26 protein-coding genes are annotated in these 21,745 nt (G+C 38.4%); 5 read left to right on the forward strand and 21 right to left on the reverse strand.

The window, feature by feature from the left end:
- Positions 1-202: 202 nt before the first annotated feature.
- On the reverse strand, positions 203-1,441 hold the full coding sequence (locus LJD61_RS19925; protein ID WP_255229351.1) for a S8 family serine peptidase: 1,239 nt from the start codon (positions 1,439-1,441) through the stop codon (positions 203-205).
- Positions 1,442-1,701: 260 nt separating this feature from the next.
- Between LJD61_RS19925 and LJD61_RS19930 the strand changes: the two genes are divergently transcribed.
- Both LJD61_RS19930 and LJD61_RS19935 read left to right on the forward strand, forming a co-directional pair.
- Positions 1,702-3,054 carry an MATE family efflux transporter gene (locus LJD61_RS19930; RefSeq protein WP_255229352.1) on the forward strand — a complete coding sequence of 451 codons (1,353 nt, stop codon included), beginning with the start codon at positions 1,702-1,704 and terminating at the stop codon, positions 3,052-3,054.
- A gap of 38 nt (positions 3,055-3,092) precedes the next feature.
- On the forward strand, positions 3,093-3,677 hold the full coding sequence (locus LJD61_RS19935; RefSeq protein WP_255229353.1) for a LysE family transporter: 585 nt from the start codon (positions 3,093-3,095) through the stop codon (positions 3,675-3,677).
- A gap of 22 nt (positions 3,678-3,699) precedes the next feature.
- Here the strand turns inward: LJD61_RS19935 and LJD61_RS19940 are convergent, their stop codons facing one another.
- The 5 genes from LJD61_RS19940 to LJD61_RS19960 all read right to left on the reverse strand — a co-directional run bounded on the left by LJD61_RS19940 (position 3,700) and on the right by LJD61_RS19960 (position 5,902).
- Positions 3,700-4,086 (reverse strand): zinc-ribbon domain-containing protein, encoded by a 387-nt coding sequence (locus LJD61_RS19940; protein WP_255229354.1) that lies wholly within the window; start codon positions 4,084-4,086, stop codon positions 3,700-3,702.
- A gap of 29 nt (positions 4,087-4,115) precedes the next feature.
- Entirely contained in the window at positions 4,116-4,571 is a 456-nt protein-coding gene (locus tag LJD61_RS19945) for a GNAT family N-acetyltransferase (RefSeq protein WP_255229355.1), read from the reverse strand.
- A gap of 236 nt (positions 4,572-4,807) precedes the next feature.
- The gene (locus LJD61_RS19950; protein WP_255229356.1) at positions 4,808-4,936 is read right to left on the reverse strand and encodes a cyclic lactone autoinducer peptide; all 129 of its coding nucleotides are present in this window, start codon (positions 4,934-4,936) and stop codon (positions 4,808-4,810) included.
- Between the two features lie 26 nt (positions 4,937-4,962).
- The gene (locus LJD61_RS19955) at positions 4,963-5,547 is read right to left on the reverse strand and encodes an accessory gene regulator ArgB-like protein (protein ID WP_255229357.1); all 585 of its coding nucleotides are present in this window, start codon (positions 5,545-5,547) and stop codon (positions 4,963-4,965) included.
- A gap of 118 nt (positions 5,548-5,665) precedes the next feature.
- A complete protein-coding gene (locus LJD61_RS19960; protein ID WP_255229358.1) occupies positions 5,666-5,902 on the reverse strand; it encodes a BhlA/UviB family holin-like peptide in 237 nt (78 codons plus the stop codon).
- 355 nt (positions 5,903-6,257) lie between these two features.
- Between LJD61_RS19960 and LJD61_RS19965 the strand changes: the two genes are divergently transcribed.
- Entirely contained in the window at positions 6,258-6,980 is a 723-nt protein-coding gene (locus LJD61_RS19965) for a LytR/AlgR family response regulator transcription factor (protein ID WP_255229359.1), read from the forward strand.
- 13 nt (positions 6,981-6,993) lie between these two features.
- Positions 6,994-8,307, forward strand: a complete 1,314-nt coding sequence (locus LJD61_RS19970) for a sensor histidine kinase (protein WP_255229360.1) — start codon at positions 6,994-6,996, stop codon at positions 8,305-8,307.
- A gap of 19 nt (positions 8,308-8,326) precedes the next feature.
- On the opposite strand, the gene LJD61_RS19975 is transcribed toward LJD61_RS19970, so the two are convergent.
- From LJD61_RS19975 to LJD61_RS20030, 12 genes are all read right to left on the reverse strand, one after another.
- Complete coding sequence (locus tag LJD61_RS19975; RefSeq protein ID WP_255229361.1) at positions 8,327-8,554, reverse strand: PF20097 family protein; 228 nt, start codon at positions 8,552-8,554, stop codon at positions 8,327-8,329.
- A gap of 48 nt (positions 8,555-8,602) precedes the next feature.
- Entirely contained in the window at positions 8,603-9,436 is an 834-nt protein-coding gene (locus LJD61_RS19980; protein ID WP_255229362.1) for a VanW family protein, read from the reverse strand.
- A gap of 47 nt (positions 9,437-9,483) precedes the next feature.
- Entirely contained in the window at positions 9,484-10,161 is a 678-nt protein-coding gene (locus LJD61_RS19985) for a hypothetical protein (protein WP_255229363.1), read from the reverse strand.
- Between the two features lie 221 nt (positions 10,162-10,382).
- Positions 10,383-11,126 carry a hypothetical protein gene (locus tag LJD61_RS19990; RefSeq protein WP_255229364.1) on the reverse strand — a complete coding sequence of 248 codons (744 nt, stop codon included), beginning with the start codon at positions 11,124-11,126 and terminating at the stop codon, positions 10,383-10,385.
- A 65-nt stretch (positions 11,127-11,191) separates the two neighbouring features.
- On the reverse strand, positions 11,192-11,806 hold the full coding sequence (locus LJD61_RS19995) for a GrpB family protein (protein WP_255229365.1): 615 nt from the start codon (positions 11,804-11,806) through the stop codon (positions 11,192-11,194).
- 41 nt (positions 11,807-11,847) lie between these two features.
- Positions 11,848-12,393, reverse strand: a complete 546-nt coding sequence (locus LJD61_RS20000) for a GNAT family N-acetyltransferase (RefSeq protein WP_255229366.1) — start codon at positions 12,391-12,393, stop codon at positions 11,848-11,850.
- Between the two features lie 102 nt (positions 12,394-12,495).
- Positions 12,496-12,927, reverse strand: coding sequence for an ASCH domain-containing protein (locus LJD61_RS20005; protein ID WP_255229367.1), 432 nt, complete (start codon positions 12,925-12,927; stop codon positions 12,496-12,498).
- A gap of 320 nt (positions 12,928-13,247) precedes the next feature.
- Positions 13,248-13,478 (reverse strand): hypothetical protein, encoded by a 231-nt coding sequence (locus LJD61_RS20010; RefSeq protein ID WP_255229368.1) that lies wholly within the window; start codon positions 13,476-13,478, stop codon positions 13,248-13,250.
- 116 nt (positions 13,479-13,594) lie between these two features.
- Positions 13,595-13,855: a hypothetical protein gene (locus LJD61_RS20015; protein ID WP_255229369.1), complete on the reverse strand. Its 261-nt coding sequence runs from the start codon at positions 13,853-13,855 to the stop codon at positions 13,595-13,597.
- Positions 13,856-13,877: 22 nt separating this feature from the next.
- Positions 13,878-14,135 (reverse strand): hypothetical protein, encoded by a 258-nt coding sequence (locus tag LJD61_RS20020; RefSeq protein WP_255229370.1) that lies wholly within the window; start codon positions 14,133-14,135, stop codon positions 13,878-13,880.
- Positions 14,136-14,304: 169 nt separating this feature from the next.
- A complete protein-coding gene (gene carB, locus LJD61_RS20025; RefSeq protein ID WP_255229371.1) occupies positions 14,305-17,124 on the reverse strand; it encodes a carbamoyl-phosphate synthase large subunit in 2,820 nt (939 codons plus the stop codon).
- Positions 17,117-18,187 carry a carbamoyl phosphate synthase small subunit gene (locus LJD61_RS20030; protein WP_255229372.1) on the reverse strand — a complete coding sequence of 357 codons (1,071 nt, stop codon included), beginning with the start codon at positions 18,185-18,187 and terminating at the stop codon, positions 17,117-17,119. The genes carB and LJD61_RS20030 overlap by 8 nt, the downstream gene beginning before the upstream one ends.
- Before the next feature lie 550 nt (positions 18,188-18,737).
- Here LJD61_RS20030 and LJD61_RS20035 point away from each other — a divergent pair.
- The gene (locus LJD61_RS20035) at positions 18,738-19,655 is read left to right on the forward strand and encodes a TraX family protein (RefSeq protein ID WP_255229373.1); all 918 of its coding nucleotides are present in this window, start codon (positions 18,738-18,740) and stop codon (positions 19,653-19,655) included.
- Between the two features lie 23 nt (positions 19,656-19,678).
- Here the strand turns inward: LJD61_RS20035 and LJD61_RS20040 are convergent, their stop codons facing one another.
- From LJD61_RS20040 to LJD61_RS20050, 3 genes are all read right to left on the reverse strand, one after another.
- Entirely contained in the window at positions 19,679-20,296 is a 618-nt protein-coding gene (locus tag LJD61_RS20040; RefSeq protein ID WP_255229374.1) for a lactate utilization protein, read from the reverse strand.
- A 64-nt stretch (positions 20,297-20,360) separates the two neighbouring features.
- Positions 20,361-21,035 (reverse strand): HD domain-containing protein, encoded by a 675-nt coding sequence (locus tag LJD61_RS20045; RefSeq protein ID WP_255229375.1) that lies wholly within the window; start codon positions 21,033-21,035, stop codon positions 20,361-20,363.
- A 136-nt stretch (positions 21,036-21,171) separates the two neighbouring features.
- Entirely contained in the window at positions 21,172-21,720 is a 549-nt protein-coding gene (locus LJD61_RS20050; protein ID WP_255229376.1) for a DUF6144 family protein, read from the reverse strand.
- Positions 21,721-21,745: the final 25 nt, after the last annotated feature.

Below are 21,745 nucleotides of genomic sequence, written 5' to 3' on the forward strand. Positions count from 1 at the left end.
ATAAGCTTCTGAACCAATAAGCAATTGTTTCATTAACTTAATCTGTTGTGTTAGCTGATAACAAGTATAAAGCTTCAAGGCTAAGATTTTGTAAGCTTGTATAGGGCTGCGTCAAAACTTTTCCTATACTTCGCTAACAAACTCTAAGCCTCTTCACAAAATACTCTTTTATCAGCTACCACAACAAGTTAAACTATACCCTTTACTTATTTCTTAAACTATATATTAAATCCGGCGGAGATACGATCTTCCCAAACTCATATTCAGCATTATTTTTCTCTATAGTGATTGTTTTTCCTGTTCTTAAAGCTTCCGTCCAGAATATATCGGGATTGACATCCGGTTTAACCTGGCATGCTAAAGCATATAATCCCGCAATATATGGAATAGACCAGCTCCATCCCCCCTGTCTGTAGAACACATAGTCGTCTTTTCCAGTTGGGCTTGCTGTAGTTCTTGAATCCATAGGCACCAATAGGATATCATCTATATCTAATCTTTCTTTAATCATATCAAATTTCGTTTCATAAAAGCTTTTCGCCCACCATGAGCCTGGTTCATAAGAGGAAGCTTTATTAGGATCGCTAAGAGGATCTCTGCCTAAACCATGAAAGTAGTATCCATAGGTTTTGACCAACGATGAAGACACTACAAATATGCCTTGTTTTTTGGCTTCTTCCACTGCCGCTGTAACTTCACTATACCCTTTCTGACCTTCCGACCAGCCTACTGAATTTGAAATGACCCTTATCTTTCTATCCTTGGGCAGAGTTTCATTGACATCCAGGATCCTATTAATAGCTTGAGCCAGCCATGTGAAATCATATTCAAAGCCATCTGCTTTATACATTCCGTTTTGTACTGCAATATAATATAGATCAGCGTCAGGTGCAACACCCACTGTTTTGCCAACAGCGATAGAAGCAACTGCCGATCCATGCATTTGAGCTTTGATCCCGGGAGGGCAGTTTATTTCTTCATATAATTTGAGATTATCCTTGTACTCTGCGTGGTCAACAAGAAGCACCTGATCTAAAATGGCTATAGCTACGCCTTTTCCTTTTATCCCCTTTTTGTGTAATTTATCAATATTTAACCCCGGGCTTTTACCGATTTTCATTATCTTATCAGGGCTAAACCCTTTCGGAAGAGTTTCAGGCCATACAGTTTTGCTATCGAAGTCCGCATACTGTAAATCATATAACCTGTCCTCCAAATTTAAGGATGATAAGTCATACCCTCTTAAATCGACCTGCCAGCCATCGGTTGAGTCCGGATTATAAGCCGGTAAGGAGCTTAGCTCCCCTCTTAGGAAGTCTGCTTCAGCAGGATATATAGTAATATTACTTTCAACTTCTGTATGCTCTTTTGTTGAAGCTGGGTTAAACCCGCATGATGACAAAAAGAAAGCTGCAGCTAAAATTAAAGCTAATTTTCTCATCAAAATCCCCCTCTCTTTCTTGTTTGGTTTTAAGTAAAACAAATCACATTTAAGCTCAAGCTTAAATGCTTTATATATAATTTCTCATTTACCATTGTCTTACTTTTATACCTAAATATTATCATAACTGCTTTGTTTTTCCTATATGTTATTGCAGCCGCAGTTTCCATTGCAGAAGCTCAGCAGATAAATGAAATTGCTTAGCCTGCATATGAGATGATATAATAGAATCAAAATACTGTTTATATGGAGAACAAATGATGACTGATAATTATGATTTAAGGGATATAAATAAGAAAATTTCTGCAATGATACTTCCTGTAGCTATCGAAGGCGTTCTTCAGATGGCTGCAGGTTTGGTTATGATGGGAATGATAGGCAGGATCGATGTCATAGCTGTCAGCGCTCTGGGAATCAGCATGAGGATCACCCAGATGGTCTGGGCTCTTTTCAAGGGTATAACCACGGGAGCATCCGTATATGTGGCCCAGTATTTCGGAGCCAAAGAATACGGCAAGATGAAGCATGTCATGCAGCAGACATTGATATCTACAATCATCGTAGTGGTGATACTCCAAGCAGTCGTATATATTTTTTCTCCTGCTCTGCTGGGCATATTTGACCCAAGTCCCGAGCTGCTGGAAAAGGCGATTACATATATAAGGACCGTTTCATTCGGCTTGCCATTCTTGGCTGTCATGCTTGTTGTCGGGGGAGTGCTCCAGGGCATGGGGAATGCTAAAACCCCTATGATCATAACCATGATGATGAACATCGTAAACATAGCAATTGGCTATGTGCTGATATTCGGAAGGCTTGGCTTCGAGCCTATGGGAGTCAAAGGAGCTGCGATAGCAACCGCTTTGTCCCAGTTCGTCGCAGCAATCCTGGGCCTGTATGTACTGTTTAACCAAAGCGGAGTGCTGCATTCTTACTTGAACACGAGCTTCTTCAGCGTTGATATGCCACAGATACGGAATATATATAAGGTCGGCCTTCCTTCCTCTGCAGAGTCTATGTTCTGGCAGCTTGCCGCTATTATTTTGACCAGATCCATACTTACTTACGGCGAAACAGCTTTCGCTGCCCACCAGCTCGGAATGCAGGCAGAATCCATATCGTATATGCCCGCTACCGGCTTCAGCATCGCCGCCACCGCTTTCATAGGACAAGCTTTGGGAGCCAATGATAAAAACCTAGCCAAGATCTACCTCAAGCAGATATTTAAAGGCGCTATTTCCATCACGGCTGCAAGCGTTATAGTGCTTGTATTTTTCCCGGGTGCCATGATGTCCCTGCTGACGGATAATCCTGAGGTCATACGTCTTGGTTCCATATATCTCATACTCATGGGAATAGTGCAAATACCTCAAAATGCTTCCAACGTGCTCATGGGGGCCATGAGAGGCGCAGGATATACGAATATCCCCATGCTGGTGGCAGGAACAGGGCTTTGGGGGATCAGAGTGCCTTTCACTTTGGTGGTAGTCTACTTGCTCAAGCTTCCCATAACAGGCATTTGGGTGGTGATGAGCATAGATCTGGCCTTCCGCTTTTTATTCAATCTTGTTCTTTACAAAAGAAAAAATATATATGATAAGGCTTTGTTGTAAATTAAGAGGTTTACCATATTTTTAGGAGGTAAAAGTCTATGCCTGATATTGCAGCATTTTTATCCTATGTACTTGTGACGACCTTCACGCCGGGGCCTAATACCATCATGTCCATGTCAAATGCAAGCCGATATGGCTTTAAGAAGAGCATAAGGTTTATTATCGGCATAATATGCGGTTTTTTTATTATTTTTGTCTTGAGCAGCATCTTCAGCGTAGCTCTCTACAGGTTGATCCCGTCCGTCAAATCGGTCATGACCGTGATTGGCGCTGCATATATACTGTGGCTTGCGTGGAAAACCTATAAAAGCAAGCCCCACAGCATGGATGAAACCCACAAAAGCACAAACACCTTTATGGCAGGATTAGCGCTGCAGTTTGTAAACATAAAGCTCATCCTTTATGCCATAACAACAGTTTCAACCTTTATCGTGCCGTATTACAAATCCCCGCTGGCTCTCATAAGCTTCTGTGCATTGCTGACCTTTATAGGCTTTTTGGCCAATTGCAGCTGGGCACTGTTCGGCGCGGCGTTTCAAAAATTTCTTGTGAAAAATGACAGGGCAGTAAATATCGTTATGTCGCTTCTGCTCGTCTATTGTGCGGTTAAATTATTTTTTTAATTCGCGCCGAAAAAACAAAAATTCAGCTTCTGATCTTCGTTCCGCAGTAGGGGCAGTATTCGTAATCAGCCTCTACAGCTTTTCCGCAATGTCCGCATATATTGTGGGCCGAATAGGTATGCCCGGTTTCAACAGGCCGCAAATCCCAATAAGAGATATCGATATTATCTCCTCTTTCAATCCCTTTTCCCTTCTCTTGCGGGATTTCATACAACGAGCCGCAGCCGCTGCATATCACATAATATTTTTCATTCCATTTAAAAATAGGTATGAAAAAGAAATGAAAAAAGTTAAAGGTCTTTATCAGCTTTCCTCCCGATCCCTTATCACAATTCCTGCAGGGTACATCATTCAAATCTTTTATTTCTTTTTGTTTATTTTGTATGCCAAATACTCCGATAAAAAACATATATTCCTCCGCAAATCATTAGTTATCTATTATTCTATTATACCACGCTGCTGCATATATAGGGTATTCGGATAGAATCCCAGCTTCCTGTAAAAGTTTATCGTCGATTCATTCTCCTGGGATACTGTGACTCCGATGACCTTACAGCCCTTTTCCTTCATCCAGTTTACATGCCCGGCTGCAAGCTTCGTCCCAATCCCGCCGCCTCTTTTAGCTTTATCAACATGCATGGATTCAAGCTCTCCCTTCCCATCCACTGCTGTTGACATGCAATATCCCACATATTCATCACCGATTCTGGCTACGGTTATTTTTATTGTATCCTTGCTGAACACGCTGAAAGCTTTGATCCTCTGCTCAAAATTAATAGAACGGTATGATTCCTTGAAATACTCGGAGGTATTTTCGTGGTACTTCCGGTTCTTTTCCCAGAGGTCTTTGATGATTTCAACCTCATCATAGGAAATATCAAAAATATCGACCATAGCTATCTTCCTCCCTCTTTATCTCATATTTCTTCGCTTTGCTGCTTCACTGAAGCTATCATACATGCCTAAATTTTACCATATATATTGGCCTTTTGTATATAATCAATGATTCCATATGTAAAATCGGAGACGGTTCTTTTTATAACACATACCATATGCGATAAAAAGAACCGTCTCCGATGCTGCATCCTGTATCTGCACTACCTCTTCACTGATCCCTTCTTATTAATCTGCTATCTTCTCAATTTCTCAGGCATTTTGGGCTGATGCAATACCCAGTAGCAGCATGTTCCTGCAGAAGTCTGTGCTGCGAATAAAGCCAGGCAAGCTGCCAAGCTCAATAATTTATGCTTTCCTTTCATTGTAATCCCTCCTCTCCATTTTATTTTTACTCTTGCCTGCAGCGTGATGCCAGAGGCAAAAGGGTCAACGACTCAAATAAAACTGACAGAGAAGCTATGCTGCAGTATCTATATAGCTTTATATTTATGAAATATGCTGTGACGATAATGATGATTTGTATGGTTATCGCATAGATGCTCCTCTTTCTGTAAATTCCATGCTCTCTTTTGCTCAGAGTTCTATTAGGATTATCCACAGGAGCATATCGTATGATGAGTAGAAATGATATGGCTAATGCAACGGATATTATATAGAAGCTTAGGTATGAAGGAATGCTGCTTCCTGCCCAGATAATCAGCATCATAGACGCGGCTGTAGCTATAAAGCACTTCATATAGGTGTCGAGATGCAACCCTCCGGCATTGATTCTCATAAAGCCGAAAACTGTTAGGAATATTACTGCTTCTATTACTTTTTTGAACAGAACTGCTATAAATATCAATCCAAAGACTTTGATTATTGTAGAAACCACCAGCTGAAGTCCATAATAGTATATATCATGATCCTCGCTTCGGATTATACCGGCATCCAATATTTTTTGAGCAACAATGCCTGAAATATCATCAATCATAGCATCACCCAAATCTATTTATATTCTTACATGCACTATATCAAATTACTGTCCCAATGTGAATGCTTTATGCATAAGCAGTCGTTTAAATGTCATATTTGACACGAGCTTCGTTTGCTTAGGTCTTTAAAATCTTGTTAATGTATTTCCTTATATCCTCTACTTCTTTTTTTATAGATTCAACAGTGTTTAGCTTTAGAGTAAGCTCAGAAATCAATTCCTGGTATCTTTCCTCCCTTTGCTGTTGCTTAGAATCCCTTCTTTCTTGTGCCTTCAAGATGTAGAATATAAGCACCACTGCCAGCACAGCCCAAAATCCTTGAGATGAGGCGGCTTTAATAACATCACTTTCCATATTCTCACCTCCTATCTGCCAAGTATTTATTTAGAGCTTCTAAGCCACCTTATCACCTGTTTCTATTCCCCCCTTTCTTGAACGAAACTTCATTCAGCGTTTAAATTTTGCCTGCTTATACCACAGCATGAAAAAGAGCACTTGATCTGTAATTGAAATATACCAAAATTCGGCACCTTTTTAAATAGCTTGTGCATGACAGGTCGTTGAAATGTCATCATTGGACTCCCAAGACTATGAAGATGATGAAGAGATAAGGAATTAAACCTATTTTATTAATTGTTAAAAATGGTATAATGTAGTAAATGATATTGTTTGTTCCTTTGCTCAACGGTGTGATCTGGGGGGGATTTGCATGCCAATCAACATATTTTTATGTGATGATGACCTGGTTCAGTTGGAAACGCTTACTTCCTTTATCCATAGTATATTCAGCAAAGGTGAAATTGCAATAACACAAGCGACAAGCGGCGAGGAGCTTTTGAGCAAAATTGATGCTGTAAAGCCGGATACAGTTATATTAGACATTGAAATGAAAGGCTTAAATGGTATCCAGACCGGTTTCATTCTAAGAGAAAAATTTAAAGATTTGATAATAGTATTCATAACCGGGTTTAAGGATTATGCCTTTGATGCATTTAGTGTAAAATCTTTTGATTATATAATAAAGCCGGTTACTTTCAGCCAGTTTAAAATGCTCATGGATGATATAACCATAAGGCTCGATCAGATAAGGGCCTATAAGGAAAAGAGCCAAGCCTTGGTTATAGCCAGCAGGGATAAAAGTGCCGCCATCAGGTATGATGATATATTTTATTTTGAAAAATCGCTGAGGAAGGTCAGGATATACACCAAATGCGGGATTTATGAATATTACGGCACCTTCAAGGAGCTCATGAATAACTTGAATATGGACTTCTTTGTACAATGCCACCAAGGATATATAGTGAATATAAGCAAAATAAAAGAGATCAGGAAGGATGAGCTCATATTAAATGGAATAAAGCCCTCAATATCCATGAGCCGCAAATATAAATCCAATGTAAGGGAAGCCATGTCCTGCCGGCTGTTCTCTTAAGGGGGTTTATATAATGGATATATGGGATTCTATCGAATTCATGGTGAACATTATAGATGTATCCCTGCTGCTTTATTTTACATATATTATTCTTGGCAAGAGCAGGCTGCCATATAAAAGAGCTGCCGCTGCCGTTGTTTTGCAATCAGCAATAAACACGATTTTAAACGGCTGCTTTGGTATAGGAAATTTGATAAGCTTTTCTTTGATGTATTTTTCCACCGGAGTAATATATCATCTTCTGTTTGGCTGGAATTTGATAAAAATATATATATGCAGCATCATCGGGCTGCTGATCATGGGCATTGGTGAAATGGCTGCTATGGCTGCTGTATTATGTATCGGGAAAGCTTCAGCCTACTGGTTTTATCATCCAAATATCCATAGGATGACCGCAGTAATTTTATCAAAGGCTTTGAGCCTTCTTATCATCTATTCCAATAAAGACAGGTTCAAAAATATTGATAAAATAGAAGATATACGGCTATACCAATTTGCCTTGATAACAGGTTTTAATGTTTTAATCGGCTTTATCGCATTTTGGTTCTATAAATATACTTATATCACAAGAGGATATAAAAGCTGGTATATCATCCTTATGTCTCTCGCCTCAATTTCTTTCAGCATAACTGTACTAAGCATTTTGAGAAAAATATCCGATCAACTGAAAAAAGAAGCCGAGTGGAAGCTTAAAGAGAGGGAATTCGAGAGGCAGCGCTTTTATATCTCGGCCATAGAGGATATGCTGAAGCAGATAAAAGCTCAAAGACATGATTTCAATCATCATATCAGCTGCATATACGGCCTTCTCCGCATGGGCAAAACAGATGAGGCTAAAGCCTATATGGAAAGGCTCACAGAGGATTTATCCAGTTTCAATAATATCATCAGCGCAGGCGACCCCATAGTATCCTCAATATTGAATACTAAAATGGAAAAGGCTTATAAGGAGCACATAAAATGCGATATTGATATTTCAATACCGCATAAATTGAATTTGGAGTTTTGGGTTATATCCATCGTATTGGGGAATCTGCTGGATAATGCCGTAGAAGCGTGTACCAATATGCCCGAGGATATGAGAAGGATAGCTGTCAGGATACATATAAGGCAAGATCATTTAATAATAAAGGTATCAAACAGCAAGGACAGAAAAATCATAATGCCCGAATCGAGTATAGACGAAAATTACAGCACAAAAGAAGATAAGGCCAACCATGGCTTCGGATTGCCTAACATCAAAAAAACCGTTGAAAATATGAATGGCTTTATAGAGATCAAGGATATGGAAGATACCTTTGAAGTCGATATAGCTATCCCTTATTGACTATAGCTTTATATTATATTTACTCATCTAAATCTATGATGATCTTTCTGCAATAAGCGCATTTGTAGCATTTCACTTCCGGCTGAGAAAAAAACCGGTTTTTATTAAGAACCTCTCCCTCAAGCTCCAATTCTGCCAATGTAGGCTTTTTAGTTTCCGGCAGCCATCTTAATGAATGGTTCACACCATAGCTTCCCCCATAAATAAATCCCGGGATAAGGCCTTTGCCGCAATATGGACAATCCATTTTTCTTCCTCCATTTCATAATATTTATATGCTGATTTCAGCCAATGATCAGCCGATGCCTTCTCCCAAGAATGGCTGATACATCATCAACGCATGGTTTTCCGTTATGTACTCATCATCTATCTGACTGCCATTAACATCATAGCATTTCCTGCATATGACATTATGCCTCATGTATCCTCCCCAATATTCATGGGTTATGGAATGCTCCTTCTCATACACCTTATACTTAAAATAAGGCTCTATTTCAGTTCTCCATTCCCCCGACAACTCTTCACCGGTTACTTTCAAGTGCAGTTGATAAGTCTCATTTGTTCCATTATATATCTGCAGATCTCTATAATTATACACACAGGTTGCTCCGCTCCCAAAGGGTTGAGTTCTGTTGGAGTCAGGAAAAACATCATAGCTGTGTCTATACCGCTCTATCACAGTCAATGGTGTATGCAATGTCATCCAATATATAAGATTCGACAATTGGCATAAGCCCCCGCCTATCTCTGCTTTATAGCTGCCGTAAAAAAGCGCCATTCCCTCTACATAGCCCTTGCTCTTATCTGGCTTGCCTATAAGCCTCCAATAAGAAAATGTTTCCCCGGGCTTGATAATTATGTTATTAAGACGTTTTGCGGCTATATTCAGATTGATAATTTTGTTATATTGGTACCACATGTCTACGTCTTTTAGCTTCCTCAGTGTTGGAGTCTTGTGACTGAAATATATTTTGGGCAAAAGATTCTCATCCCTGGTTCGCGCATATTTCTTCGGACCGAAGTACCAATCAAAATATCTCCTATATGTATAATACTTCTTGCCAATATATATTCTGAATTTTGACCGGGCTTTGGGCCTCATTGCCGATATGTTCTCTTTATAATCCATCACAATCCCCCCTTTTGCAAAGGCATGTCCGGCTATAACAGAAATAGCTACAACTTACCCATATGCTTCAATGTATAAGCATATGCGATAAAGCGATTAGTTCTCTCTTTTATATCTTTTTCCGAGACGCCTTGATATAAAAGCAAATCATCTGAAACCTCTCTGCTGCCGTTAATAATAAGAATATACTCTGATTTCATCTCCATTTCTACAATAGCATCCTCATCTGTATAGCTGGAGATGCGGACTGCAGATTGGCTTTTATCTCTAGGTTTATTTTCCTTGCTGATTTCAGATTCAATACCATGCAATCTATAGGCTTTCATTTCCAATCCGAGCTTTTCTGCTGGGTATTCTTTTGCCTGAAAAAAAGAAGTATCCTGTTCAACATATGCCTTTAACTCTTTTCTTGTAGGGTTTTCTCCCAAAGGTAAAGGCTTGTCCAAAACATAATCAAAACGGTTTAGAATGACATTTGCCTTCAAAATATTCAGCTCATGGGGCAAGAGTGTATGAGGAATTGCATTGTACTTTTCAATCAAGTAGTCTTCCAACTGTTTAAAAGTCCTATTACAAGGAATTATATTCTCTGCCGCATAGGACAAAAATTTGTCCTGCTCTTCCTTCTTGGCAATAAAAATTGAGGTAGACCCATCTCCTCCGCCTATAATTCCAAAAGCTCTCGCTTTATTTTTCTTCTTAAAGTTAATATTTAAATTTTTCATATGTGTCTCCTTATATCTCTGTATCACGCTGCATATATAACGTATTTGGATAAAATCCCATCTTTCTTTCCTTTATAGGAATTACCATCGTCCAATACAGATCATTCGCTCGCAAACTGCTACCAATAATGTTGTTATAATATTAGACGTAATGATTGACCAAATTAATTTCTTTTTATGAGAATGGACCTACATAAATGTTTGCTATCTCATCAATGAGGTTAGTAAATCGCTGCCGCCATTAGCACTATTCCAATTATAGGATACACTACCCAGGATATCCTTTGCATTGTTATATAAAAATCTGATGGTTCAGGATCTCTCACATCTAAGCAATGTTCAAGCTCAAAGAAAAACAGCGGGTATTTAATGTCTATTGCTATTATAAAAAATAAAATTATGGCTAATATTAAATATTTATATTCTCCACGTATTGTATCGTTAGCAAAGGATGCAAAATCCGCTACGCTTTTTAATGATACTTTATAGTCAGCACTATAAATCGCCTCTAGGCCGAGCGAAACTCGAACATCAGCGTAATCCATTAGCGGTTCGCCATCTTTATCAAACATAAACTGGCTTCCTTTTTGATATTCGCCCTCAAAAATTATGTTTCCATCTTCATCTTCAATATTTTCAATACCTGAACTCCAATTTTCAGCGTTTTTAAAATTTACAATATATTTCTTATTAATATTATTGGGAAGCCTGTAAATTACCTCAGCACTACTGCCTTTATTTTCAAGTCCTTTGACTGTGATGTGTATATCACCGTATTTACTTTTGCCTATGTAATGATTATCAGAAGCCGCAACCTTTTTTACGAGAAATGTACGTTCATAATATGCTCCTATAGTGAAAAAGGCCTTAAAATAAAAAATCAATACTATTAATAGAATAATCGGCAACAAAATCTTCAAAGATATGGCTTTTGAATCCATCTGCTTTATTTTTTCAACAATCATGGCTTTCTCCTTTTTGTTTGTATCCAAAAATCTCTCGCGAAAATGATAGACAGCTAATTTTTATGTCACTGCTGTTTGTTCTCCTTGCAGCCAGTGGCATCCGGTGAGTATCTATCTCCATAGCACGCTCTTGCTATATTTGTATATTTCATAATAAACTCTGTTTTCGCATCTGTATAACCATCCCTATTATGCTCAAACTTTTTCCATAGAAGCTTTTTTAGCAGGCCATATTCTTCTGCAACCTCGCTATGCTCCCGAAGATAATCCTTGAAATACAATTCGTTCCAATCCCCATGATAGCGGACATGTAAATGATACACCTTCTCATCAAATCCATCAGGGGTATACCCTTTATTAAAAGCCATTCTCATATCCGACTCATTTTCGGATGACATAAGCAGCCATCCCATGCCTGTAAGAGTGCTTTTCAACCACTCAAGATTACAATCATTATCAAGTTCCAATAATATATCTATTGTGGGTTTTGCGATTAATCCTTCAACGGATGTGCTTCCAATATGATTGATACGTTTTATATTCTTCTGTCCGATATGGCGAATAATATCTTCCTTTTCAATCAAGTACCATTTTTCATACTCCGGGTTGTGCTCTTTCAAAATAATAGGGAAAAGCTCCCACAGCTCTTCTAATGTCATTTCTGACAGCGTTTTTTTCATCATATCCTCCCCTAGCATGCATCCTTTTTTATTTCGCAAAGCTATTCATTAGATAAACTGTATTCCAATTGGCAATCGCATGGCTCATCATCAACTAATTTAGCATTATATTCCGCAGCTTCCCTACAGCCCATCTCTTTATAGAAAGCTTGAGTCTCTTCAGAGGAATGGGCAGATATATAGAGCTTCTGAGCGCCCATTTCTTTTGCTTTTTTACATGCAAGGGAAAATAATTTTTTACCTATCCCAATACCACGGCTTTCATAAGATATATGAATGCTTGAAAGCTGCAGGTACTCCTTTTGTGAGCCGAAGAACTGATTTTCAACGGAGGCAAACCCTACAAGCATATTATTATGAAAAGCTCCGAATACTGCGCCTCCTGTTTCTACTGTGTTCTTCAGACAGCTGACCAGATATTCATATTCATCTGGGCCCCACTGTTCTGTAAAAGCAATTTCTTTTAATACCCATTCCCCGTTTTCTTTTCGCCAGCATTTCTTTACCTCTTGATAGCGGTTAAAGCTTTCAAACAATGCTGCATTTATTTCATGTTTTTTTAATTCTTTATAACAAATTGTTTCCAATGCAAATACCTCCCCCTGCCGGCACCTCGCGTTTATCCGCCCTCGAAGCGGAAATGGGGTGCTATATGCAGTTGTCCTCTTTCAATTCAAGAACGCGATATATTACAACCACTCCCATAAGCTCAATGCACCTTTTGCCGGAATAGGCTCTGTAAGCATTTTTACATCATGAAGCTTCCATCCATATCGCCCATCTGTATAATCACCAAATGCAAGCTCATTTCCCTCAATCTTTGTACAACCGAAATCCATAAGGCGGCTAACTCTATCTGCTTCGTCGTAAAAAATTTTACAACAATCAAGCAATGTACATACAGCGACAACACAACCAGTAGGCAGATTATCAGCTGTATATCCATGCGCCGCCAAAACAGATTTATAAGGTTCCTGATCACATATTTTCTTATCAATTTTCTTTCCGGCATGTATTGCCAGTTCCCCCTGATATAAGGTTCTCCACGACCTAGTCTCAATCTTTTTTTCTTCTATAGCTATCAATGTTGCCCAAGGCTGTATTAATGTTAACGCCTTCATAATATCCGCCTGCTTTCTTATGCATCAAATAAAGATTATGCATCAATCTTGGCACCGAAAATGCTTATTAAATTCGTTACACTTGATTGACTATATTTTGAATAATTTCTTTACTTTTGATTATTTCATCATCAACATCCATTACCACTTCAAAAATTATCTTGCCATTATAACTTTTTAAATAGTTGCTAAAAATTTTATGAAAATCTAAATCACCTTGCCCTATCGGAAGATGTTCATGAATGACAGAAAAGTGTTTATCAGCTATATGCAAACATTTAGGAAATCTAACATCTATTATTTTTTGTAGATGTTCGTAGCTATCTATATGAGCTATATTTATCGTAATCCTCAATCTCAAAAAGAGCATGGATTATGATGGGGAATCCTTTTTCCAATATAGTCTTTTCTTTTGGTTCAACAATTTTGTCGCCTTGTAAAACTCCGTCTTTATACCAAACTTGTAAAAAATCAAATCCATTTTTTTTGCAAAATTCGATTTCAGAATCGTAGTCATTATACCATCTATTGCTTCTACCATACTCAATCATTTCATCACCCCTAAGTATATAATATAAATTTTCTAACTTCATAGTTTTAATCTTAAGTTCACAATATAAAACTATTGTAAATTAACAAAGCCACTAAAGCTTCATATGCTGCCGTCTTATTCCGAAATATTAATTCTTTCTCCGCAATGCATGCAATGAAATACATGTTTTTTAGCATACATCAATCTATCAAGATTTTCAAAGCCTCCACAATTAGGACATCGTAGCTTCTTTCTATCTAAAACAATATAAGAAAATAGGAAGATTGCCGCAAAGACAAACAAAGGCCATTTGATACATCCACCAGCTATTGTAATTCCAAATAACACAGCTAAAGTAATGCCAAGGTTGATATCTTTTCCTGATATGGACTTCACACATTAACCTCCTTTAGATAACTCATATCCAGCTTATTACAACCCAAATATTTAAACATAACACTGCTATAAAGGCAGCCAAAAATGTATATGAAAATAGGTATTTGTTTTCTTTTCTCTGACTAATGAAGAGTCGAATCAGCAAAAGCTCCCAACTAATAAAGAAAACTAACCATAGCAAACGTGACTTTATAAGAATACTAGCAAAAAATAGAAGACTGGTTAATAAATTAAGCCTTCTTATTGAAAGAAAATTCACTAATTGTTTTACTTCCGTCATCGATGCACCTCCTCATATATCGGATAAGTTTTTAAGTAAAGATTGAAGCATTTATTATGCCCCATTTATAGACCGAATGCATTTAAGAAAAGTTCCATTGTTATACTTATATATCTAAATGCTACCATATCAATTCGGCTTTTTCTATATATTCATATGACTCTGTTATTTAATGTTTTTCGCTCATAACTCCAGCTATTGCTTTTGCAGTTTCAAGCACAGTGATCACTGTCACCATGCTTTCTGAGGCGGTTCTTCTTATTTTAAAACCGTCAGTATTTGAGTCATTTCCCTTGGTTGGAGTATCTATTACAAGATCCACTTCTCCCGACTTTATAATGTCAAGGATATTCGGGCTTTCCTCACTGATTTTTCTAACTTCTTCCGCATCTATTCCGTTTTCCTTAAGAAACTTGGCGGTTCCGCTTGTGGCCATAAATCTGAACCCTGCCTTTGCAAACTCCTTTGCTATCTGGAGAAACTCCTCCTTATCGCCGTCATTTATTGTTGAAAGGATTGTTCCTCTCTTTCTGAGCTTAATCCCTGCTGCAACAAGGCCTTTATAAAGTGCCTCCCCAAAGGTCTTTCCGATACCTAGTACCTCTCCCGTGGATTTCATTTCAGGTCCAAGGCTTACCTCTACATTCTTCAATTTTTGTGTAGAGAATACCGGCACCTTTATGCTTATCAGCTCAGGTTCTTTGTATATTCCCGTTCCATAGCCCATATCCTTAAGCTTAAAGCCAAGCATGGCTTTTGTAGCAAGGTCCACTATAGGAACGCCGCTGACCTTGCTTATATAAGGCACAGTCCTGCTTGCTCTCGGATTTACTTCTATTATATAAAGCTCATTTTTATATTCTATAAACTGTATATTTATCATGCCAAACACCGAAAGCCCAATCGTTATTTTCTTTGTGTACTCGAGTATCTTCTCTCTTATATCATTGGATATGCTCTGGCTTGGATATATGCTGATGCTGTCTCCCGAGTGAACTCCAGCCCTTTCCAGGTGCTCCATGATTCCGGGAATGAGCACATCCTCTCCGTCGCATATGGCATCAACCTCTATCTCTCTGCCCAAAAGGTACTTGTCAATAAGCACAGGATTTTTGCTGTCATTTCTGAAGGCCCTTCCCAGATACTCAACAAGTTCTTCCCCATCATAGGTTATTTCCATACCTTTACCGCCGAGTACGTAGGAGGGCCTCACCAAAACAGGATATCCAAGCCTTTTAAGCGATAGAATGCTGTGAACCGATGCATAGTCAAACTCAATGCCCTGCCCTATCCTTATAGGGCCTGAGCCTATTACTATCACCTTCTTTTTATCTGTTACATCAACTTCATCATACATTTCATAGGTTGAGTAATAGTAAGGAGAAACTGCTTCAAATTCACCTGCACAGGTATCGACCATTTTATATGAAGCGTTTATATTCCATAAGCTTCTTAGATTATATATGTCATCAGGACTTGCCTTGAGCATCTCTGCCAGCCCCTTATCCGAGAATCCCATTTTTTTAAGCTTAAGGAGCCATTCCTTATTGACCTCATCAAAGCTTGATTTCTTTAACCTTTCTTCTTCATCAACGATTCTCTTGAATTTGGATATATAAAATCTGTCTATTCCCGTTATTTCAGCAATCTTTTGAATCTTATAGTCCCTTCTTATCATTTCTGCAAGGCAGAAGATTCTCTCATCGTCTCCGCGCCTTATTTTTTCCTTTAACTCCACCAAAGACATGGACTTGACTTCCGTTGTATCAAGAGTGAATTTCCCATTCTCAAGAGAACGGATTCCCTTTAGAAAGGCAGCTTCAAAATTGCTTCCTATCGACATTATCTCACCTGTTGCCATCATCTTTGTTCCAAGTGTCCTGTCTGCATTCTTAAACTTGTCAAAGGGCCACTTGGGTATTTTCACCACGACATAGTCAAGAGACGGCTCAAAGCAGGCATAGGTCTTTCCTGTTACAACGTTTTTAATTTCATCAAGCCCATATCCCAGCGCAATCTTTGCCGCTACCTTTGCTATGGGATATCCCGTAGCCTTTGATGCAAGAGCCGAAGACCTGCTTACTCTCGGATTGATTTCGATTACCGCATATTCAAAGCTGAGAGGGTTTAGTGCAAACTGCACATTGCAGCCGCCCTTTATACCAATTGAATTTATTATATCTATTGATGCTTTTCTCAGCATTTGATGCTCCTTGTCTGATAGGGTTTGAACTGGAGCAACAACTATGCTGTCTCCTGTATGAATCCCGACCGGGTCTATGTTCTCCATGCTGCATACAGTTATGCAGTTTCCGAAGGAATCCCTTATCACTTCATATTCTATTTCCTTCCAGCCCTTAACGCTCTTTTCAATTAACACCTGATGCACAAGGCTGAGCGACAATCCTTGCTTTAGTATACTTATTAATTCATCTTCATTTTCAGCGATTCCGCCTCCTGTGCCCCCAAGGGTATAGGCAGGTCTTACAACCACAGGATAGCCGATTTTTTCTGCATAGTTTATTCCATCCTCGATGCTTTTTACGGTATCGCTTTCTATAACAGGCTGGTTTATCTCCTTCATCAGTTTTCTGAAGGCATCCCTGTCTTCTCCTTTTTCAATGGCGTCGATATCTGTTCCTATAACCCTCAGTCTATGCTTTTCAAGGATTCCCTTTTTTGAAAGCTCAAGAGCGAGATTCAAGCTTGTTTGGCCTCCCATCCCCGCAAGCAGACTGTCAGGCCTTTCCTTATCGATTATTTTTTCAAGGAATTCAAGGGTTAAGGGTTCCAAATATATCTTGTCTGCAACTTCCTTATCGGTCATTATGGTTGCAGGGTTGCTGTTTGCGAGCACAACTTCTATTCCCTCTTCCCTAAGCGCATGACATGCCTGCGTTCCCGAGTAATCAAACTCTGCCGCCTGTCCTATTACTATTGCACCGGAGCCTATTACCAGTACCTTCTCGATCGAATTATCCTTAGGCATGATATTCCTCCATTCCTTGCACCATCTTTAAAAATTTATCAAATAATATTTCCATGTCCTTTGGTCCCGGGCAGGCTTCGGGGTGGAATTGTACGGAAAATATGGGATATTCATTATGCCTCATGCCCTCAACCGTACCGTCATTTAAGTTGACATGTGTCACTGCCGTATTTTCAGGAAGCTTATTTACATAATAGCCATGGTTCTGTGAGGTTATATATACCTTATTCTCTTCCAAATCCTTTACCGGATGATTGCATCCCCTATGTCCGAATTTAAGCTTGCCTGTACCGCCATCAAGGGCAAGAGCAAGAATCTGATGCCCGAGGCATATTCCTGCTATCGGCTTTTTGCCTATAAGCCTTTTAACCGTTTTGATAATCTCAGTTAAATCCTCAGGGTCTCCAGGGCCATTTGATAAAAATATCAGGTCCGGATTTATGCTTAAAATTTCATCAGCCGTTGAAGCAGCAGGTAAAACCGTTATCTTGCAGCCCCTGCTTTTAAAACATCTCAAAATATTTCCCTTTATCCCGAAATCCAATGCGGCAACATGCGGCCCATTTCCTTCTATGGTATATGCTTTCTTTGCAGTCACTTTGTAAACCGCATCCTTACAAGAGAAATCATTAAATTTTTGTTTGATTTCATCCGCTTTTAAATCTTTTAATGTGATTGCCCCTTTCATAGTGCCCTTGCTTCTTAAAATCTTGGTCAGTGCTCTTGTATCTATTCCTTCAAGCCCTATTATTTTATTTTGCTTAAGGCAGCTGTCAATATCCATTTCACATCTGAAATTGCTTGGATATTCACATTTTTCTCTGACCACAAGCCCTTTGACCATAAGACCTCCCGACTCCACATCATCAAGATTGATCCCGTAGTTGCCTATAAGCGGATATGTCATTGCTACTATTTGTCCATAATAGGAGGGATCGGTCAATACTTCCTGATATCCGGTCATTCCTGTATTAAAGACTACTTCTCCGATGGATTCCTCCATATAACCAAATGCATTTCCTTCAAAGCTCATTCCGTTTTCCAATATTAATTTAGCCTTCACAAATTTCCCTCCTCTTATAGAAAAGGGATAGCAAAGAATAAATATACAATTCCTTGCTATCCCTTTTCATATTTGCTTTTTTAAAAGTTTTGCTTACACTCATCTCATTAGATATAAATAAATGCTGCATACATATACTCCTTTCTGGCCTCGCAGGACCACTTTAAAGTGTATTTTTATTAATTCATATTAATATTTATTTGCTTCTAAAGAGTTTAAAACATTTTTTGTTCGATGTCAATATTTTTTTCTTTTTATCAGAGCTTAAGTTTGTCTTTTTCAGGCTTTGAATAATGGTTTTTTAAAATGTTTATTTACTTATATTTACATGTCATATATTATATATATAAATCGCACTAAATATTTTACAAAACTGTCATTCTGAACGAAACAAAGTGGAGTGAAGAATCTGGCTAAGATTCTTCGCATACGCTCAGAATGACGGCATATGCCTTTTTAAAACTACAAATGCATTTATTGCGTTATATATAGTTATATATTACTTATAGTCATCTTTCTCATATAACCATAATGATAGGAGCGATATGCATTGGATAGCGCTATTGTTAATACAGAGCTTTCAAAAACAAAAAAAGTTGCAGCAACAGCCCCTTACAGGGATGATATGATGAAGCTTCTGGCTATGATCACCATGTTGATAGATCACATCGGCTACATGTTTTTCCCTGATTATAGAATATTTAGGACTATAGGCAGATTAGCCTTTCCTATCTTTGCATATCAATTGAGTGTAGGCTATATAAAAACTTCAAATTTGAAGAAATATGCATTGAGGCTTTTAGCCTTTGGATTGATATCCCAGATCCCTTATTCGTTTTTTTCACCTGATTTGAAATTTGCGCCGTTTAATCTGAACATAATGTTTACACTCCTTACAGCCTTAGGCATCCTCTATCTGTATGATATGGGTATAGCTAAGATCAAATCCTTTAAGAGCAATAATAGTTATACAGATTTATTCTTTGGAGCAGCAGCATTTTTAGGCATCTTGGCAGCGTTGGTAGTGCCGGAGCTTCTGGAAGTTTTGTCCAACAGGAAATTTCGCCTGGAATATGGAATATACGGATTGCTGATGATGCTTTTATTCCATATAAATAGGAACAGAAGAGCTTCAATGGTCATAAGCTATGTATTCTTGTCACTGTTTTATTCATACTTTACAGGGGTGAAGCTGCTTGCGCCGAATTCATTGGATTGGACAAAAAAGCTGAAAATCACATGGACTTATCTATTCAGATTTGATGATGTCTGGAAAAGGATCGTACATTATAGAGGCGGGCTCGCAAAACTGGAAGGCTTCTTCTTCCAATCGAGAAGCATATTCGCCTTAATACCGATCTATACCTTTGGATTACTTGATGTGAGGATTAGGCTCAATAAGTATATAGGATATATTTTTTATCCCCTGCATATAACGATCTTGCTTTTGATAGCAAAGTTCATATGATTTGCAATGAGGCTTATAAAGCATCAGAATCCCGCTTCCTCATCTACGATAAAAAGCTTCATTCTATCTTTTACAAATTGGCCTTCTATGATGACTAAGTTAAAGCATACCCTCTCATCCGATTTGCAGTCTATACATCTATTCAACTGCAAGCATGGAGGATTATAACCGGCCCTTTTCGCATTCATCGGGGCCGATATGTTTCTGGCTCTTTTTACTGCATCATCTAAGGTACCGCAAATCTTGTTCCTGCCGATAACTATTATTACATTATCGGGCCCATATATCATTGCTGCCGCTCTGTTTCCGCTGTGGTCTATATTGACTATATGCCCTTCTTTTGAAACAGCATTGGTCCCTGTTATGTACCAATCGGCCAATAATGACTTTTTCTTTACCTGCTCGCTCTCTGCCTTGTTTTCAGCCAGCGTTTTGTCGAATACAATATTCCCTCTTTCCTTTAACAGCTTAGATATATTCATATCCTTTAGGGTTTTAGAATTTCCAACACCTACCGAGCTATCTGGAGGTATCAGCTCAATCATTCTATCTTTGGCTTCTTCCAATGTTTCAAAAAAAGAGACCTCTATATTTCTCGACTTAAAGTTTTTTATCATCTCTGATTTCATATTATCGTCCATATAAACCCCTCCTGCACAAACCATATTACTTGAAATAAGAAAAAAGCTGAACAGAACAGCAATTTCATTTGACTCCTTCTATCTCCAGCTTCAATCTATTAAAGTATTCCTCCATAAACATGAGTCTTTCCTTACCGATTTCTCTCGCTTTGTCTGTATACAGTTTATCCACAATCTTTTTAAATTTTACTTCATATTCAATGAAAGGCGTATGTTTTGAAACATCTTTTAACCTTCCGTTTTCAACAGTATTTGATTCAAGATAATCATCAAGCCGCTCATCTGCTATTAACCTTTGTCCAAATTGTCCTGCTAAAATAAAAGTACGGGCAATACCGGCCGCGCCTATAGCATCAAGCTTATCTGAATCAAAAAGTATTTTTGCCTCTATTGAGTTGGGCTCATTTCCGGTCCTAAACCTATGTGCTATAATGCAGTGCTTTATCTTTTGGATTTTTTCTTCTTCATATTCCAGCTTTCTTAATATGCTTTCTGCAATTTCACTGCCTAAAATAGCATGGTCAACTTTTCCTGATTTATCTTTACTCTCCTCTACCCGGGCAATATCATGCAATAATGCTGAAGGAATCAGTACTTCCATATCAACATCTTTCTCATGTTTTGCAATCAGCAGGCAAAGCTTATAAACTCTAAAAACATGGTCCAGATTATGAGCAGAACAGGTCAATTTATCTTCAACGGTTTCCAGGATTTCATCATACTTTGTATCTATATTCATAAATATTTCCTCTGCAATATAAAATGATTTCATAATTCACGATACTAAACATATGCTATGCTGTCAAATTATTTTTCACGGCTGGTAATCAACCCAAAGCCCTTATGCTCCAAGCACCTCCATTAACTGGATACAATCAAAGGAGACTAATTTGAAAAATACAATCCTTTCCGCCGCAAGCCACAGCTTCTTGCATTTCAGATGAAACAGTCTTATCGCAAATCATACTGAATGTTTTTATCACATGTCCGTTGCAGCATTCACACCATGTTTTTGATACAGGTTCATATTCATCTAATTTCCGAAACATCCCACATACGCATTTATTCCATCCAAATGAAACAGTGAGATGGTCCCCGTCTTTCTTAACATAGCCTGGCGAAAGAAGCTTTGAATATTCGATACAGAATTCATCAATATCTTTACATTTTCCTTTTAGCTCATTAATTTCAGCAATCTGGCGCTTAGATAAGTTGCAGCAATGCTTTCGCCTTACTCTAGCGATTGTATCATTATCAAGGAGCTCATCCATTCTGTCCATTATCGCCTTGCCCAATTGTGCCTGCTCCTCCGGGGGCATTTTATCCGGGAGTGTTGAGTATTCAGGGAATAGTTTTACAGCCATATCCTCTCCCAATTCTTCCTTTATGCTTCGGTAGATTTGATAGAATTTGAAAATGGCCACTGATATCACCCCTCATTCTTTTTTT

Origin of the sequence: Lutispora saccharofermentans, from assembly GCF_024363565.1 — a bacterium.
GTDB classification, from domain to species: Bacteria; Bacillota; Clostridia; order Lutisporales; family Lutisporaceae; genus Lutispora; species Lutispora saccharofermentans.

Bases quoted from the DNA above. Each gene is read 5' to 3' on its own strand.
- LJD61_RS19925 (WP_255229351.1), bottom strand. From the start codon at position 1,441: ATGAGAAAATTAGCTTTAATTTTAGCTGCAGCTTTCTTTTTGTCATCA.
- LJD61_RS19930 (WP_255229352.1), top strand. From the start codon at position 1,702: ATGACTGATAATTATGATTTAAGGGATATAAATAAGAAAATTTCTGCA.
- LJD61_RS19935 (WP_255229353.1), top strand. From the start codon at position 3,093: ATGCCTGATATTGCAGCATTTTTATCCTATGTACTTGTGACGACCTTC.
- LJD61_RS19940 (WP_255229354.1), bottom strand. From the start codon at position 4,086: ATGTTTTTTATCGGAGTATTTGGCATACAAAATAAACAAAAAGAAATA.
- LJD61_RS19945 (WP_255229355.1), bottom strand. From the start codon at position 4,571: ATGGTCGATATTTTTGATATTTCCTATGATGAGGTTGAAATCATCAAA.
- LJD61_RS19950 (WP_255229356.1), bottom strand. From the start codon at position 4,936: ATGAAAGGAAAGCATAAATTATTGAGCTTGGCAGCTTGCCTGGCTTTA.
- LJD61_RS19955 (WP_255229357.1), bottom strand. From the start codon at position 5,547: ATGATTGATGATATTTCAGGCATTGTTGCTCAAAAAATATTGGATGCC.
- LJD61_RS19960 (WP_255229358.1), bottom strand. From the start codon at position 5,902: ATGGAAAGTGATGTTATTAAAGCCGCCTCATCTCAAGGATTTTGGGCT.
- LJD61_RS19965 (WP_255229359.1), top strand. From the start codon at position 6,258: ATGCCAATCAACATATTTTTATGTGATGATGACCTGGTTCAGTTGGAA.
- LJD61_RS19970 (WP_255229360.1), top strand. From the start codon at position 6,994: ATGGATATATGGGATTCTATCGAATTCATGGTGAACATTATAGATGTA.
- LJD61_RS19975 (WP_255229361.1), bottom strand. From the start codon at position 8,554: ATGGATTGTCCATATTGCGGCAAAGGCCTTATCCCGGGATTTATTTAT.
- LJD61_RS19980 (WP_255229362.1), bottom strand. From the start codon at position 9,436: ATGGATTATAAAGAGAACATATCGGCAATGAGGCCCAAAGCCCGGTCA.
- LJD61_RS19985 (WP_255229363.1), bottom strand. From the start codon at position 10,161: ATGAAAAATTTAAATATTAACTTTAAGAAGAAAAATAAAGCGAGAGCT.
- LJD61_RS19990 (WP_255229364.1), bottom strand. From the start codon at position 11,126: ATGATTGTTGAAAAAATAAAGCAGATGGATTCAAAAGCCATATCTTTG.
- LJD61_RS19995 (WP_255229365.1), bottom strand. From the start codon at position 11,806: ATGAAAAAAACGCTGTCAGAAATGACATTAGAAGAGCTGTGGGAGCTT.
- LJD61_RS20005 (WP_255229367.1), bottom strand. From the start codon at position 12,927: ATGAAGGCGTTAACATTAATACAGCCTTGGGCAACATTGATAGCTATA.
- LJD61_RS20010 (WP_255229368.1), bottom strand. From the start codon at position 13,478: ATGATTGAGTATGGTAGAAGCAATAGATGGTATAATGACTACGATTCT.
- LJD61_RS20020 (WP_255229370.1), bottom strand. From the start codon at position 14,135: ATGACGGAAGTAAAACAATTAGTGAATTTTCTTTCAATAAGAAGGCTT.
- carB (WP_255229371.1), bottom strand. From the start codon at position 17,124: ATGCCTAAGGATAATTCGATCGAGAAGGTACTGGTAATAGGCTCCGGT.
- LJD61_RS20040 (WP_255229374.1), bottom strand. From the start codon at position 20,296: ATGGACGATAATATGAAATCAGAGATGATAAAAAACTTTAAGTCGAGA.
- LJD61_RS20045 (WP_255229375.1), bottom strand. From the start codon at position 21,035: ATGAATATAGATACAAAGTATGATGAAATCCTGGAAACCGTTGAAGAT.